The following is a 14431-nucleotide window of genomic DNA, read 5'->3' as shown; positions in this document are numbered from 1 at the left end:
CCCACCCGGCGACAGCACTCGGCTCTGAACTATCTCTGGCCATTGTTCCCTATCCGGGCCCTGCGGTGTGCAAAGACCCGACTTAGACGCCGCCTCGAACGGTCGGAACCCAACATGCAGCCACATGATCGTCGACCATCCCGGTCGCCTGCATCAGCGCATATGCCGTCGTCGGGCCGACGAATTTGAAGCCGCGCCGCTTCAGCTCCTTGGCCATCGCCGTCGACTCCGGCGTGACTGCGGGCACCAGGGACATCTCGGCATGCCGAGGTCGCGGCTCGGGAGCGAACGACCACAGCAACTCGCTCAGGTCGACGTCGAGCCCTTCCGCCGCACGCGCGTTGGCGATCGTCGCGTCGATCTTGGCGCGATTGCGCACGATCCCGACGTCGGCCATCAAACGCTCCACGTCACCGTCGTCGTAACGGACGATCCGGGCAACGTCGAAGTGGTCGAAGGCCCGCCGGAAGTTGTCCCGCTTGCGCAGGATGATCAGCCACGACAGCCCGCTCTGAAAGGCCTCCAGCGTCATCCGCTCGAACAGCTCGCGACTGGTCCGCAGCGGTTGACCCCACTCGGTGTCGTGGTACTCGCGGTAGAGCACGGCGTCGGCCGTCGCCCACCGCTCAGGCGTGGATTCAGCCCAGCTGCAACGGGTTCGACCGTCGGTCACTGCTCGTCGCGCCCCTCCGCGGGTACCGCGTCCGAGTCGGGGACGAAGTCGTCGACCCCGTAGGCAGCGCGCAGCGCGGCGACCTGGCCCCGCAACTGGTCGAGTTCCTGGCCCAGCCGCTCGAGCACCCAGTCGACTTCGCTGGCCTTGTAGCCGCGCAACGTCTGGCTGAACTTGAGGGCGTCGACGTCGGCCCCGGTGACCTGCGACGCGGGCAGCACGGTGGCGGTGGTGGCGCGGGGCAGCGGTGGCAATCTCTCACCGCGACCGAACAGCACGCTGCCGACGCCGAACAGAACGGTCGCGACCAGAATCAGCACGACCAGATAGACAAGGATCAACGTCACGGCCGCAAGCCTATGACCCCACGGTCAGCGAGGGCGCAGGGTGACCATCGGCGGCCGGTCGGCCAGCGACACCGTCGAGGTGCGGGCGGCGTAGTCCTCGCCGTCGGCGAAGAACTGCGTCAGGCCCATGCCCGAGTCGGGCACCCCGCAGCGGGACAGCAGCGTGGCGATCACCTGACGGCTCATCGCGGCCAGTTCCGTCAGCGGCCGGTTGCGGTGTGTCCGGACGCCGAGGTTCACCTGGGCGATGGCGTCCAGGCCCAGACGGTCGTACGTGTCGATCAGCAGCCCGATCTCGACGCCGTACGCCGGCGCGAATGGCAGCGTCGTCAGCAGCTCGCGGGTGCCGGCGTACTCGCCGCCCAGCGGTTGCAGCAGACACGTCAGCTCCGGGCGCAGCGCGGCCAGCAGCGGCCGCGCGACCAGTTCGGTGACCCGGCCGCCGCCATTGGCGTCTTCGCTACCGCTGACCTTCAGTGGGCGGCGGTAGAAGCCCTTGACCAGGTGTACCCCGTCGGCCGTCAGCAGGGGTCCGAGCAACTTGGGGACGAACATCGGGTCGGGATCGATCAGATCGGAGTCCACGAACACCACGAGGTCCCCGGTGGTCGCGGCGAGCGAACGCCACAGCACCTCACCCTTGCCGGGCTGCGGCTCGACCTCCGGTAGCGCGGCCTCCCGGCTGACCACCCTGGCGCCTGCGGCGACCGCGCGAATCTCGGTGTCGTCGGTCGACCCGGAGTCCAGCACGATGATCTCGTCGACGAGCCCGCCCAGCAGCGGGGTGATGGTGTCGACCACCGAGGCGACGGTCTCCTCCTCGTTCAGCGCGGGCAGGACGACGGACACGGTCCGCCCGGCCTTGGCCGCCTCCAATTCGGCGACCGTCCACGTGGGCCTACGCCACGTGTGGTCGGTCAACCAGCGGTGTCCCGCGATGGCCTCAGCGGCGTCGAGTTCGGGTGTCATGCTCATGCCAGTCCCCTTACGGTCCGCGCCGGTGGACGCACGCCCTGGATCGACGCGACCATTTCGAGCACGCGTCGCGTGGGCCCCACCTCGTGAACCCGGAACATCGCCGCCCCCGCCTGCGCGGCGAGCGCGGTCGCGGCCAGAGTTCCCTCGAGGCGTTCGGTCAAGCCCACCCCTAGAGTCTCCCCGACGAAATCCTTGTTGCTGAGGGCCATCAGGACCGGCCATCCAGTGTTTACAAGGTCGTTTACGTGGCGCAACAAACTAAGACCATGGTGAGTGTTCTTACCGAAATCATGGGTCGGATCGATCAGCACGGCGTCCCGCGCGACCCCCGCGGCGACGGCGCGCTCGGCCGCGGACGTCACCTCCGCGATGACGTCGTCGACGACACCCCGCTCGGTCAACCCGTAGTTGACCCGGAACGGTCGCGTCCGCGGTATCGCGCCACCCGTATGCGAACACACCAGCCCAGCGCCGAACTCTGCGGCGACTTCGGGAAGCCCTGGATCGGACCCTCCCCAGGTGTCGTTGATGATGTCGGCGCCGGCCGCGCAGGCCTGCTTGGCGACCGCCGCCCGCCACGTGTCGACGCTGATCAGCTGGTCGGGATAGGCGTCGCGAAGCCACTCGATGAACGGCACGACGCGGGCGACCTCCTCCTCGGTGTCCACCACCACGCCGGGCCCGGCCTTCACGCCGCCGACGTCGACCACGTCGGCGCCCTCGGCGATGACTCTGTGCGCGGCCGCCATGGCCGCCTCGTCGGTGAAGGTGGCACCGCGGTCGTAGAACGAGTCCGGCGTCCGGTTGACGATCGCCATGATCATGGCGCGATCGGCCGCCACGGGACGGCCCACGAACGTCGCCTGCATGTTCCCAGGCTACGGCTCTCGCGATTTGTGCACCCGCGGCCGCGGTGAGCGCGGCAGGGCGTGCACAAATCGCCGGGGGCTCAGGACTTGGGGCGTTTGCCGTCGACGACCTCGGCGAGGTAGTCGTCGTAGAAGGGCACGTAGCCCTCCTCGCGGCCGGCGAGCACGTACACCGGGTCGTCGACGTTCTGGTCGTCGCCGCCGTAGCCCTCCTTGCGCAGGTCGACCTTCTGGCTCTTGAAGGTCAACGTGTGCGCCAATGTCTCGGTGGTCCGGACGAACAACGGCACCGCGTACGCGGGCAGGTGCTGGTAAACGGACTTCGCCAGCGCCTTGCCGTCGAAATCCTGGCCCTCCTTGAGCTGGATGGCGACCATGCCCGCCCTGCCGCCTGCGCCCTCGACCTCGACGCCGAACACCGTGCACTCCTCGACCTGCGAGTCCGTCGCCACCGCCGCCTCGACCTCAGTGGTCGCGACGTTCTCGCCCTTCCACCGGAAGGTGTCACCGAGGCGATCGGTGAACGCCGCATGTCCGAATCCCTGGGAGCGCATCAGGTCGCCCGTGTTGAACCAGACGTCGCCATCCTTGAACGCGTCGCGGACGAGCTTCTTCTCGGTGGCTTCCCGGTCGGTGTAACCGTCGAACGGCTGGAAGTTGCTCACCTTGGACAGAAGCAGACCCGGCTCCCCGGTCTTGACCTTGCGGACGCGGCCGTCCTCGCCGCGCGCCGGCCCGCCGCTCTCCTCGTCGTACTCGACGAAGGCGATCGGCGACGGGCAGATACCCGTCGTCTTGTCGACGTTGAACACGTTGAGGAAGGCGGTGTTGCCCTCGCTGGCGGCGTAGAACTCGCAGACCCGCGAGATGCCGAACCGCTTGGTGAAGTCGTCCCAGATCGCCGGCCGCAACCCGTTGCCCGCAATGACGCGCACCCGGTGCTTGCGGTCGGTCGGCTTGGGCGGCTGGTTGAGGAGGTAGGAGCAGATCTCGCCGATGTAGACGAACGCCGTCGCGTCGTAGCCGATGACGTCGTCCCAGAACTTCGACGCCGAGAACGACTTACCAAGCGCCAGAGTCGAACCCGAGTTGAGCACCGAGGACAGCGCGACCGTCAGTGCATTGTTGTGGTAGAGCGGCAGGGCGCAGTACAGCGTGTCGTCGGTGGTCAACCGCATGCCGAGACCGCCAAATCCGGCGAGGGCGCGAAGCCAGCGGTAGTGGGTCATGACGCTGGCCTTCGGCATCCCCGTGGTTCCCGAGGTGAAGATGTAGAACGCCTTGTCCTTGGCGAGCACCGCACCGGTCGTGGCCGGGTTGGAGGTGGGTGCGGTGGTGGCCAGCTGAATCAGTTCGTCGAGCGTCATCAGGCCGTCGGTGTCGGCACCACTCTCCCCGATCGGCTCGATGAGGTCGGTCTCGGCGACGACGGCCTTGGCGCCGAGCAGGCCGATGCTGTGTGCGAGCACCTTGCCGCGCTGGTGGAAGTTGAGCATTCCGGCGACGGCCCCGCACTTCACCACCGCCAGCATCAGCAACACCGAGTGCGGCGAGTTGCGCAACATGACGCCGACGACGTCACCGTGGCCGACGCCACGCGCGGCGAGCACGGCCGCATAGCGGTTGACCGTTTCGTTCGCCTCGCGATAGGTCAGTTGCTGGTCTTCGAACCTGATGAAGGGCTTGTCGCCGTACCGCGCGGCGCGTTCCTGGAACACCTTGCCGATGGACGTCTTGGCCGTCGGGCGGGCCAGGAAGCCGGTCACCACGCCGCGGGCGATCACCGGCGCGTCCTTCAGCAATCCTGGCAACCGAGGGGCGATGTCCAAAAGCCCGACGTGGCCGCGGGTACCTGAATCTGCGTCGCTCACGAGGCAACCCTAGCGGTGAGCGTGGCGAGCATCACGCGAGTGGTGCGCATGCCTGCAGCGCCGCCTCGACGTCGGTGCAGATGAGCAGCCGGTCGAGTGCTGCCGCGCCCACGTACCCGGTGTCCGCGAGCCCACGCAACCAGGTCATTAGCCCGTCGTAGTGACCATGGGGATCGAGCATGACCAGCGGCTTGTCGTGCATGCCGAGGTAGCCCGCGGTCCAGGCCTCGAAGAATTCCTCCAGCGTGCCAATGCCACCGGGGAGGACGAGGAACGCGTCGGCGCGATCCTCCATGACCTGCTTCCGCTGCCGCATGGTGTCGGTGACGATGAGCTCGTCGGCCTCGACGTCGGCGAGCTCGCGATGAACGAGAGCCTTGGGGATCACACCGACGGTGTGGCCGGCGTGCGCCCGCGCGGCCCCCGCCACCGCACCCATCGCCGAGACGATTCCCCCGCCGGATACCAGCGTCCAACCGCGATTGGCGATGGCGGCACCCACGTCGGCGGCCATCTCGAGCAACTCGCGATGAGTCGGGCCGGACGCGCAGTACACGCAGACCGCCCATGGGCCGCGGACTTCGGTGGCATCTGATTCGGCGGGCACGGGTGCAAGGTACCCGGGTCCGCGCGAACGAACGAGTTCGCCAGTGGATGCGGGTACAACCGCCATACACTGCGGCGATGCCCGACCGAATCGCTGCCGCCGAAGAGGCATTGGGACGGGGTGACCTGGCCACCGCCGAGGACCTGGGCCGTGCGGCGCTGCTGGACCGAGAATCGCTCGCGGCGCGACTGACCCTCGCGCAGGCGTTGGCGTGGCAGGGCCGCGGCCGGGACGCCGACGCGGTGATGGCCGAGGTCGACGAATCCACGCTCAGCGAATCCGACTTGATGGCGTGGGCACTACCGCGGGCCGCCAACCAGTTCTGGATGCTGGATCAACCGGAGCGGGCCACGGCGTTCCTGCAGACGGTCCGGGGCAAGGTGACGTCCGAGGGGATGGGGGCGACGCTCGACGCGCTGCTCGGCACGTTCACGATGAACGCGGGCAGCCCGGCGCGCGCGATGCAGATCTCCCACGAGGTGCTCGACTCACCGCATGCCGACCAGCAGGCCGTCGGCTGGGCTGCGGCGGCAGCGGCGCTGTGTCACGCCAGGATGGGCACCTTCGACGACGTCGACGACCTGGCCGCGCGTGCCATCGCCGCGGGAAGCCCCGGGCTGCTGCGCTTCACCAGCGCCTTCGGGCAGACCACCGCGCTGGTGATGTCGGGGGAACTCGACCGTGCGCAACGGCTGGCGCAAGACCTGCTCGACGGCTCTCCGCCCCCGCAGCCGAGCCACGCGATCGGCCAACTCCTGGTGGCCGACGTGCTGCTCGCGCGCGGTGACGCCGCCGGGTCGATCGGTCTGCTGGAGACGGCGGCGGCGGCACTGGCACCGACGGGTTACTCGTGGGGCCCCTTGGCGTGGATGTTGTTGGCGCAGGCGCTCGGCCAGTCGGGACGCATCGCGGACGCGGGCCGGATGCTCGCGAAAGCCGAAGCGCGCCATGGTCTCAAGTCGATGCTCTTCGCACCCGAGCTCTCGCTGGCGCGGGCGTGGACTGCGGCTGCGCGTCGCGATGGGCCAGGGGCGGTCAACGCCGCCCGCGAGTCGGCCCGCGCCGCGGAGCGTGGCGGCCAGTCGGCGGTCGCCCTGCGCGCCCTCATCGACGCGGTGCGCCTCGGCGACATGCGCGCCGCCGAGGCCATCGACCGCCTGGACGTGGACTGCGTCGTCCGGCCCCTCGCTCTGTCCTATGCGCGGGCGTTCACCGCCGGTGATGCGTTGGCGTTGATCGAGGCTGCCGGGGCGTTCGACGAGATCGGCATGACGGGCGTGGCTGCGGACGCCGCGCGGCAAGCGGCGGCGGTGCGCGGCTGAGTCGTGCTCGCGATTCCCGCAATCGGGGGTAGCTGGGCGGCCTTACGATTGGGTCACCAACGGCGATCGAGGGGGCTTTCGTGGGCGTGCTGGATGCGTTCATGTCGACGTGGTCCTCGGCACGGGAGACGTTCGGGCAGGGTGTGCCCCCGACGGGCGAGCGATTCGACCAGAGTGGCACCTTGCAGCAGCTGCAGACCACGGTGGAGTCGGCCGCACCAGGGTCACGATGGACGGGCACCGCGGCCGCGGCCTACGACACCGCCAACCAGGACCACGGCAAGGTGTTCGCACAGTTGGCTGCACTGGATCAGCGGCTGGGCGCGCAGGTCACCGCGTCGGCTCACGTGGTCACCGCCGGCCGCCAGGATCTCGATGCGGTTCGCAAGTGGGTGCTCGACGCCGCGGGGTCGGTACCAGCGGGCAAGAACCGCGAACAGCTGCTGATGCCCATCGTGCAGAAGGGCCTTGGCCAGCTCAGCCAGATCGTCACCACGTCCAACGGCGACCTATCGACGATCGGCAGCCAAATCCGAAGTCTCGGTGGCGAATACGCCGTACTGGGCAATCAGAAGTTCGCGCCGAAGCAGGGCCCGGATGTATTCGACACGGACGAGGAGACGGAGGTGCCGCGAAATCCCCTAACCCCAGGCCGAACGGCGGACCCCGCTGATCCGTTCGTCGGCAATCCGAACTTCGGCCAGTGGGAAGCGGTTTCAGCGTCGCCCCGCGGGCCGTATGCGCCGCTGAAGCCCGAGTACCGACCGTTTGCCGAGGACACTCCGCTCAAAGTTGGCCCGACAACGGGCATGTACGTGCCGGGGCAGACCTGGATCGCCGATGAGGACGCGCCCATCGTGCAGTACAGGGAGGGTTACCGCTTCCGCATCGCAGGAACCGAGGCAACCGACACCACCCGCGTGGTGAACGTCAACGGTGAGCCTCAGGTGCAGCGATGGGTGGGTAACGTCTATGAGTACCAACGTAATACGTCAACGAGTGCAGGTGGTGACCTCGTCGGCCTGCCGCCCATCCAGAACGTAGACCACACCTGGAAACCGATAGCGCTACAGCAGATCGCCACGCTCTCGGCGAGTAACGTGACAACGACGTATTATCTGCCCGATGGGTGCGGCGGATCGGTCGACTTCGTCGGTGGCGTTCCGGTGAACAACGGCACTCCCCAGACTCCAATCATGACTCGCCCACGATGATGACGACACGCAGGTGGTGGATTACAGGGGCGGTCACCGTGACTGTGCTCGCGGCGATTGCGGCTGCTGTCTTCATCTGGGTAGTGCCGGGCCGGTCGGACTCGGACTGTGCCGCCGTGAGGCAGTTACTCGATTCGAACGCGGCTCACGACCAGGCAATCATTGCCCAGTCGGACCCTGACAACCCGTCGGAGACACCGGTCTCGGACTATCGCGCCTGGGCGACCCAGCTGAAGGGTTTCGCCGACGAGATCGCCGATCCGGGCTTGGCGCGGCATGCCGAGAAGGTCGCGGAACTGGCCGATCAGACCGTTGGGGTGGTCGTCGAATCACGAGACGACGCAAACCAAGCGCCGGTCCCCGGGCCGCCGGCATGGGTGCAGAAGTACGCCGACCTGAACTCACAGTTCAAGACTGAACTCGCAGAATTGGTTGCCGTCTGCCCCGCGTGATCGAGGTCAAGTCTAGGGTCTGTCGGGATCCTCGTCGGCGTCGGACCACGACGGTTTCGGCGTCGGCGGCATCGCACCATTCATCTGCCAGAACTGACTTGACGACTCTGGCGTGGGAAAGCCCTTCGCTCGCGACTTTCGAACGAACGCGACCGCCAGGATCCAAAGGCCCACCACAAGGAACACGATGAGCACGATCTTCAAGGTCGAGAGCCACATGACCCTTACGCTAACCGGGGGGCAGGATGGCCGTCGGCATGACGGGCGTGGCTGCGGACGCTGCGCGGCAAGCGGCGGCGGTGCGCGGCTGAGTCGTGCTCGCGATTCCCGCAATCGGGGGTAGCTGGGCGGCCTTACGATTGGGTCACCAACGGCGATCGAGGGGGCTTTCGTGGGCGTGCTGGATGCGTTCATGTCGACGTGGTCCTCGGCACGGGAGACGTTCGGGCAGGGTGTGCCCCCGACGGGCGAGCGATTCGACCAGAGTGGCACCTTGCAGCAGCTGCAGACCACGGTGGAGTCGGCCGCACCAGGGTCACGATGGACGGGCACCGCGGCCGCGGCCTACGACACCGCCAACCAGGACCACGGCAAGGTGTTCGCACAGTTGGCTGCACTGGATCAGCGGCTGGGCGCGCAGGTCACCGCGTCGGCTCACGTGGTCACCGCCGGCCGCCAGGATCTCGATGCGGTTCGCAAGTGGGTGCTCGACGCCGCGGGGTCGGTACCAGCGGGCAAGAACCGCGAACAGCTGCTGATGCCCATCGTGCAGAAGGGCCTTGGCCAGCTCAGCCAGATCGTCACCACGTCCAACGGCGACCTATCGACGATCGGCAGCCAAATCCGAAGTCTCGGTGGCGAATACGCCGCACTGGGCAATCAGAAGTTCGCGCCGAAGGAAGGCCCGGGTGATGTTCTCGGCGCAGTGGGTGAGGACGGGAAGTGGAAGCCCTACCCGGAGGACATGCAGGAGCTCGTTCGCAAAGCGCTGGACGGTGATCAAGACGCGGCGGCCAAGGTTCACTCCATCATGGGAACCATCAATTCCGATCAGTTGGAGGGCAGTTCGGATCCGGCTCATCCCGGTCAAACGATCCCACCCAAGCCGCTCGACGGCTTGCAGTCCGAATTGATCGGACAGATGCAGAACCAGATGAAGGACATGTCGATGTCCGATCTCACCGGACTCCAGGTCAAGCTCGGTGACGACAAGGGCATCCTGGGTGACGCCATGCAGGTGATGAGCGACCCTGACGTGAAGTACCCCCACCAGAGCGGCGCCGGATTGCTTGTTCCCGGACGGGACGGTTGGCTCCCTGGTGGCGGATCGGATCTGCCAAGCGGCGTAAGAGAGGCGCTGAGCGTAAACGGCGACTTCCTGGGCCCGTCCGACCCGTCGGTCGGTTACCCGGGGTCGGGTGCGGGCACTGATCTCGAAGCGGGCACCCGTGGTGATGCCGCCCGGAATTTGACGGCGCTGGCCGACATCGTGGGCGACGGTGACTCCAAGTTCCAGCAGGGGTCAGTGCTGGACCACGAGATGATGGCCCGTGGCAAGGAGTGGCTTGCCGCCGAGGGCAACCAGACTTGGGGCGACGACGTCGTCGGTCGGGTCTTCGAGACAGCTGGTCGCGACACAGTCGTCGACCACGAGATGTTCGCGCGTGACAGTGATTTCACCAAGAACGTGCTCACTCATCCCTGGCAGGATGACGGCCGTGCGGCGAGCACGCTCACCGATTGGATCGACAACGACGCCTACTCGGCGAATCCTGATGTCAGCAGTCGGGCGGGAGAGACGGCTCATGCTCTCGCCGCCTACATCGGGGATCATCACCCAGATTTGCTCAATATCGACACGGGATCTGAGAAGAACGTGTCGCTGGGCCAGCTCAACCCCGAATTGGCCAAGAGTTTGGCACTCGCCATGACGCCGTACGTCGATGACATGGCTGGGCAGAACTTGGACAGCTCATCAGGTTTCGGGGGGCTAGATGGTGACAACATGAAGGCACCGAGGGCAGTTGGCGTGTTCTCAGTATTGGAGTCGAATGACGAAGCGGGACGAATACTGACCGAGCGATCGGTCGGTGTCCAGTCGAGCTTCGTCAGCCAGTTCGCGAATTCGGTGGCCGACAATCCGCTGCATCCGGAGATCACCACGGGTATGGAGTACGCGGGACGACTCAAGGGCATCACCGAGCTTGGGACGTTCAATGCCCTTCATGACCTCCAGGTCGACGCGAACCAGGCTCGAATCGACGCCCACCAGAAACTTTCCGATGCCTACGATCGCGTCGCCTCGACGGGCACCGGACTAATCGACAATCCGCTCGTGGGAACAATCGTGGGGATGCAATCAGACCTAATGAAGGAAGCCATCGTCGGACCCTCCCCTGAATTGGTGCCCTATGACGAGATCGCCAAACACAGTTCGATCGACGTGAAGACGGTGGTGGCCAACGAATTCCTCCATCGCAATTTGGGGATGCCCGAGGATGTTCAGCGACTCATGAACGACTACTACTCAGATGGCCACATCAATCCAGTAGCAGCGGATACAAATGGCAAGTTAGACGATCAGTACGTGACGGCCCTCATTAACTACCTGTCCAACATGGGCGGCCCCGTCATCACCGCTTTCGACGCTTACGACGGTGCCTATGATGCGATCATTCCGTAATTGTTGTGCGACAGTATCTTTCACTGCCGCTGTAGCCATCGTCGCCGGATGCACATCACAGCCGTCGCCATCCCCGCCCCCGTCACCGCAGGCGACTTCCACTCCCGTCAACTGGCCGGCCTCGTTGAGCAATCTTCGTTTCCACTGGGCGGCGGCACCAGGAATCGACCTTGACACAGGACCGGCCGTTTTGTTGCGGGCATATCTCGAGTCGTACGACATCGTGGATTTCACGGGAAACACGTCTGCCGCCTACCCGGGGTTCCTGCGGGCAACTCCAGAGAACGGACCGAAGGACACCCTCGGCTACCCGATCGAACTCGGCAGCATCCGACCCGAGACGCCTGCCGGGTCGACAGCAGATCCCCTGGTGCATCCTGATCTCTACGGCTACGCGCCGTTCTACATCTCGAGTCTCGAGCCAGTCGGCGACGCTTACCGTGCATTCGTATGCGCAAGTGAGTACTCCGTATTCAAACGAGACACCCAGGACGCTTCCAAGTTCAGGTCGATCATCATGCCATCCGACTCCAGTGAGCCGCCCAACAAGGATCGCTACGGAATCATCGTTTGGCGGGTCGAGTTCACGGACACAGATCCACGGCTCCCACCGAATCACCCTCCGGCAGTGTCTGCGCCGCAGAGCGGACCCGCGCCCGCACCCACTGACGACGTGTTTGGTCCGTGGTTCGTGACGGCGGCGAGTTACACGTTGTGGGGCGACATGGGAAAGGCGCGTGACGTGGGTCCGCCGGAGCTGCAACAACAGTGCGCGGACAACATGCCCGATGACGCCGCGGCACGCAAGGCGATGTACACCGGATTCCATGACCAACCACCGCCGCACGGTGACCCCATCCCCGGCTGGCCGGCCGAGGCGAAGTGACGAAGTGCCGCCAATTGACCCGTGTCACCGGCCATAGAATGGCCTGAACAGCACCACGCAGAGAGGATGACCATGGCAGGCGAGTTCTCCCTCGACGGTGCCGGCCTGACGCCGCTGGCCGACATTTACTCGCAGGTCGCCAACGGGTTGTCCGAACTCACTGGCGCGGGTGCCCCTCAAACATCTGGCGTCGCGGAATCGTTCGGCAACATCGCGTTCGCGGTGAACACGGCACTCGACGGCGTGACGCAAAGCCGCGCCGGCACGTTCCAGGCCACCAAGGGTTCGAGCGACACCATCGCCGAGTTGCTCGCCAAGGCCCACCAGATGTACCAGCAAGGTGACCAGCAAGGGGCCGAGAAGCTCAGGGCCGCAGCCGAAGCGCTCGAGGGCACGCCTGGCGCCGGGGGTGCCGGGGGCACCGCGGGCGCGACGAGCAGGGGCGGAACCGGAGCCACCGGTACCGCCGCCGACGGAGGCGCGGAGATGGCTGGTCAGCTGGCCAGTCAGGTCGGGCAACAGCTAGGGCAGTTCGCCCAGGGCATGGCGCAATCGGTACAGGGCCTCGCGCAGGGCCTCGCCCAGCTGCCGCAGCAAGTCATGCAGGGCGTGCAGGGCATCGTGGATTCCGCTTCCAAGGGTGCCGAATCGGACGCGGCCAAGAACGATGATGCCAAGTCAGACGACGAGAAGGCCGCCGACCGCGACCGCGAGGACGCCGAGAAGCGCGCCGAAGAGCAACGTGCGCAACGTGATACGCCGCCCGCCCAGAACGAGAGCGCCCGGCCGGGCCAGTCCGCCGATGCTGGCCGCGCTCCCGTTCCCACGCCCACCCCGGAACCGCCGCAGCCGGCGCAGACTCGTCCGCAGCAGTCCCCGCTCTAGCGCAGCACGCCCTCGGCGAGGCGGAGCCGACATTCGACTCCGATCGCGTCCAGGAAACGCTCGTCGTGGCTGACCACCACGAACGCACCCCGGTACGCAATCAGCGCCGACTCCAACTGGCGCACGCTGACCAGATCCAGGTTGTTGGTCGGCTCGTCGAGGAGCAAGAGTCTTGGCGCCGGTTCGGCGTTCAGCACGCACACCAGCGTCGCGCGCAACCGCTCCCCACCCGACAGCGAGCCGACCGGCACCTCGAGGTGATCGCCACGAAACAGGAACTGCGCCAACAGATGCATGCGGCGGGTATGTGACAGGCCCGGCGCGGACTCCGCCAGACACTCCGCGACCGTGCGGTCCGGATCGAGCAGGTCCAGCCGCTGCGACAAGTACGCGATCCGACCGTCGCCTCGTTGGACGTCCCCGCCCGTGGGCTGCACGTCACCGCTGATCGTCTGCAACAACGTCGACTTGCCCGCTCCGTTGGCCCCGGTCAACGCAATGCGTTCCGGTCCCCGGATGTCCAGATCGATTCCGTCGTCCACGAACAGCTCTCGGTCACCGATGCGAAGCTTCAGCCCGCGAGCGGCCAGGACCGTGCGGCCCGCGGGCACCTCGGTGTCCGGCAGGTCGAGCACCATCGCGTCGTCGTCACGAAGCGCCCGCTCCGCCTGATCGAGTCGGGTCCTCGCGTGGTCGACGCGCTTGGCGTGCACGTCGTCAGACTTGGCGGCCGACTCCTGGGCGTTCCGCTTCAACTTGCCTGCCACGATCTTGGGCAGGCCGGCATCCTTGACGTTGCGGGCGGCGGTGCTCGACCGTCTGGCGGCGCGTTCACGCGCCTGCTGCATCTGGCGCTTCTCGCGTTTCAGGTGCTGTTCGGCGTTGCGAATGTCGGCCTCGGCATTGCGCTGAGCCGCATCGACGGCGTTTTCGTAGTCGGTGAAATTGCCTCCGTGGAAGGTGATTTCGCCGCTGTGCAACTCGGCGATGCGGTCCATCCGGTCGAGCAGCACCCGGTCGTGACTGACGACGAGCAGGGTGCCGGCGAACTCGTCGATCGCGGCGTACAGCCGCTGCCTGGCGTCGACGTCGAGGTTGTTGGTCGGCTCGTCGAGCAACAGCACGTCGGGCCGTCGTAGCAGTCGTGCCGCCAAACCCAGCGAGACCACTTCCCCACCGCTGAGCGAGGCCAGTGGCCGCTCCATCGCGAGATGAGCGAGGCCCAGGCGGTCGAGTTGCGCGTGCAGCCGCTCCTCGACGTCCCAGTCGTCACCGATGGCGGCGAACACCGCCTCGGACGCGTCGCCGCCCGCCAACGCGTCGAGGGCAGCGACGATCGGTGCGACGCCGAGGACTTCGGCGACGGTGCGGTCGGCGCCGACCGTCGAGAAGGGCAGCGTCTGGGGTAGATGGCCCAGGGTGCCGTCGATCGAGATCGAACCGCCGGCGGGGACGAGGTCCCCCGCGATCAGCTTGAGCAGCGTGCTCTTGCCGGCGCCATTGGGCGCGACGAGGCCGGTGCGGCCGCCAGGCACGGTGAAGGACAGGTTTTCGAAGAGCGGGGTGTCGTCGGCCCAGCGGTACGACAGCTGCGAACAGACGACGAAGACATCGGACATGCGAGGGGACTCTCGGTGAGGGGAC

At 66.6% G+C, this 14431-nt stretch carries 13 protein-coding genes and 1 pseudogene; 6 read left to right on the top strand and 8 right to left on the bottom strand.

Annotated features, from left to right (window positions below):
• Positions 1-82: 82 nt before the first annotated feature.
• The 6 genes from QUE68_RS06850 to QUE68_RS06825 all read right to left on the bottom strand — a co-directional run bounded on the left by QUE68_RS06850 (position 83) and on the right by QUE68_RS06825 (position 5345).
• On the bottom strand, positions 83-673 hold the full coding sequence (locus QUE68_RS06850; protein WP_286275327.1) for a DNA-3-methyladenine glycosylase I: 591 nt from the start codon (positions 671-673) through the stop codon (positions 83-85).
• Positions 670-1020 (bottom strand): DivIVA domain-containing protein, encoded by a 351-nt coding sequence (locus QUE68_RS06845; protein ID WP_286275326.1) that lies wholly within the window; start codon positions 1018-1020, stop codon positions 670-672. The genes QUE68_RS06850 and QUE68_RS06845 overlap by 4 nt, the downstream gene beginning before the upstream one ends.
• A 24-nt stretch (positions 1021-1044) precedes the next feature.
• Positions 1045-1995 carry a glucosyl-3-phosphoglycerate synthase gene (locus QUE68_RS06840; RefSeq protein WP_284233268.1) on the bottom strand — a complete coding sequence of 317 codons (951 nt, stop codon included), beginning with the start codon at positions 1993-1995 and terminating at the stop codon, positions 1045-1047.
• Complete coding sequence (folP, locus tag QUE68_RS06835; protein ID WP_286275325.1) at positions 1992-2867, bottom strand: dihydropteroate synthase; 876 nt, start codon at positions 2865-2867, stop codon at positions 1992-1994. The genes QUE68_RS06840 and folP overlap by 4 nt, the downstream gene beginning before the upstream one ends.
• An 80-nt stretch (positions 2868-2947) precedes the next feature.
• Positions 2948-4738, bottom strand: a complete 1791-nt coding sequence (fadD6, locus tag QUE68_RS06830) for a long-chain-acyl-CoA synthetase FadD6 (protein ID WP_286275324.1) — start codon at positions 4736-4738, stop codon at positions 2948-2950.
• 31 nt (positions 4739-4769) lie between these two features.
• Entirely contained in the window at positions 4770-5345 is a 576-nt protein-coding gene (locus QUE68_RS06825) for a TIGR00730 family Rossman fold protein (RefSeq protein ID WP_286275323.1), read from the bottom strand.
• Positions 5346-5434: 89 nt separating this feature from the next.
• On the opposite strand from QUE68_RS06825, the pseudogene QUE68_RS06820 reads away from it, so the two are divergent.
• The 3 genes and pseudogenes from QUE68_RS06820 to QUE68_RS06810 all read left to right on the top strand — a co-directional run.
• Positions 5435-6667: pseudogene (locus tag QUE68_RS06820) on the top strand (tetratricopeptide repeat protein); the annotation flags it as partial.
• An 80-nt stretch (positions 6668-6747) separates the two neighbouring features.
• Positions 6748-7881 carry an EspA/EspE family type VII secretion system effector gene (locus QUE68_RS06815; protein WP_286275322.1) on the top strand — a complete coding sequence of 378 codons (1134 nt, stop codon included), beginning with the start codon at positions 6748-6750 and terminating at the stop codon, positions 7879-7881.
• A gap of 116 nt (positions 7882-7997) precedes the next feature.
• Positions 7998-8333 carry a hypothetical protein gene (locus QUE68_RS06810; RefSeq protein WP_284225202.1) on the top strand — a complete coding sequence of 112 codons (336 nt, stop codon included), beginning with the start codon at positions 7998-8000 and terminating at the stop codon, positions 8331-8333.
• 12 nt (positions 8334-8345) lie between these two features.
• Here QUE68_RS06810 and QUE68_RS06805 read toward each other — a convergent pair whose 3' ends face one another.
• Positions 8346-8552 carry a hypothetical protein gene (locus QUE68_RS06805; protein ID WP_284225201.1) on the bottom strand — a complete coding sequence of 69 codons (207 nt, stop codon included), beginning with the start codon at positions 8550-8552 and terminating at the stop codon, positions 8346-8348.
• A 193-nt stretch (positions 8553-8745) separates the two neighbouring features.
• Between QUE68_RS06805 and QUE68_RS06800 the strand changes: the two genes are divergently transcribed.
• The 3 genes from QUE68_RS06800 (at position 8746) to QUE68_RS06790 (ending at position 12787) form a co-directional block, all read left to right on the top strand.
• Positions 8746-11016, top strand: a complete 2271-nt coding sequence (locus tag QUE68_RS06800; RefSeq protein ID WP_286275757.1) for a TPR repeat region-containing protein — start codon at positions 8746-8748, stop codon at positions 11014-11016.
• A 223-nt stretch (positions 11017-11239) separates the two neighbouring features.
• The gene (locus QUE68_RS06795; protein ID WP_286275321.1) at positions 11240-11902 is read left to right on the top strand and encodes a hypothetical protein; all 663 of its coding nucleotides are present in this window, start codon (positions 11240-11242) and stop codon (positions 11900-11902) included.
• A gap of 66 nt (positions 11903-11968) precedes the next feature.
• Positions 11969-12787, top strand: a complete 819-nt coding sequence (locus QUE68_RS06790; RefSeq protein WP_286275320.1) for a type VII secretion target — start codon at positions 11969-11971, stop codon at positions 12785-12787.
• On the opposite strand, the gene QUE68_RS06785 is transcribed toward QUE68_RS06790, so the two are convergent.
• The gene (locus tag QUE68_RS06785) at positions 12784-14406 is read right to left on the bottom strand and encodes an ABC-F family ATP-binding cassette domain-containing protein (protein WP_284225198.1); all 1623 of its coding nucleotides are present in this window, start codon (positions 14404-14406) and stop codon (positions 12784-12786) included. The genes QUE68_RS06790 and QUE68_RS06785 overlap by 4 nt on opposite strands.
• Positions 14407-14431 lie beyond the last annotated feature (25 nt).

The organism is Mycolicibacterium sp. TUM20985, from assembly GCF_030295745.1.
Taxonomy (GTDB): domain Bacteria; phylum Actinomycetota; class Actinomycetes; order Mycobacteriales; family Mycobacteriaceae; genus Mycobacterium.
The sequence above is the reverse complement of the archived record's forward strand: the minus strand, read 5'-3'. Positions and strand labels throughout refer to the sequence as shown.

Excerpts from the sequence above, each read along its gene's own strand:
- QUE68_RS06840 (WP_284233268.1), bottom strand. The coding sequence starts at position 1,995 with ATGAGCATGACACCCGAACTCGACGCCGCTGAGGCCATCGCGGGACAC.
- folP (WP_286275325.1), bottom strand. The coding sequence starts at position 2,867 with ATGCAGGCGACGTTCGTGGGCCGTCCCGTGGCGGCCGATCGCGCCATG.
- QUE68_RS06805 (WP_284225201.1), bottom strand. The coding sequence starts at position 8,552 with ATGTGGCTCTCGACCTTGAAGATCGTGCTCATCGTGTTCCTTGTGGTG.
- QUE68_RS06800 (WP_286275757.1), top strand. The coding sequence starts at position 8,746 with ATGTCGACGTGGTCCTCGGCACGGGAGACGTTCGGGCAGGGTGTGCCC.
- QUE68_RS06790 (WP_286275320.1), top strand. The coding sequence starts at position 11,969 with ATGACCATGGCAGGCGAGTTCTCCCTCGACGGTGCCGGCCTGACGCCG.
- QUE68_RS06785 (WP_284225198.1), bottom strand. The coding sequence starts at position 14,406 with ATGTCCGATGTCTTCGTCGTCTGTTCGCAGCTGTCGTACCGCTGGGCC.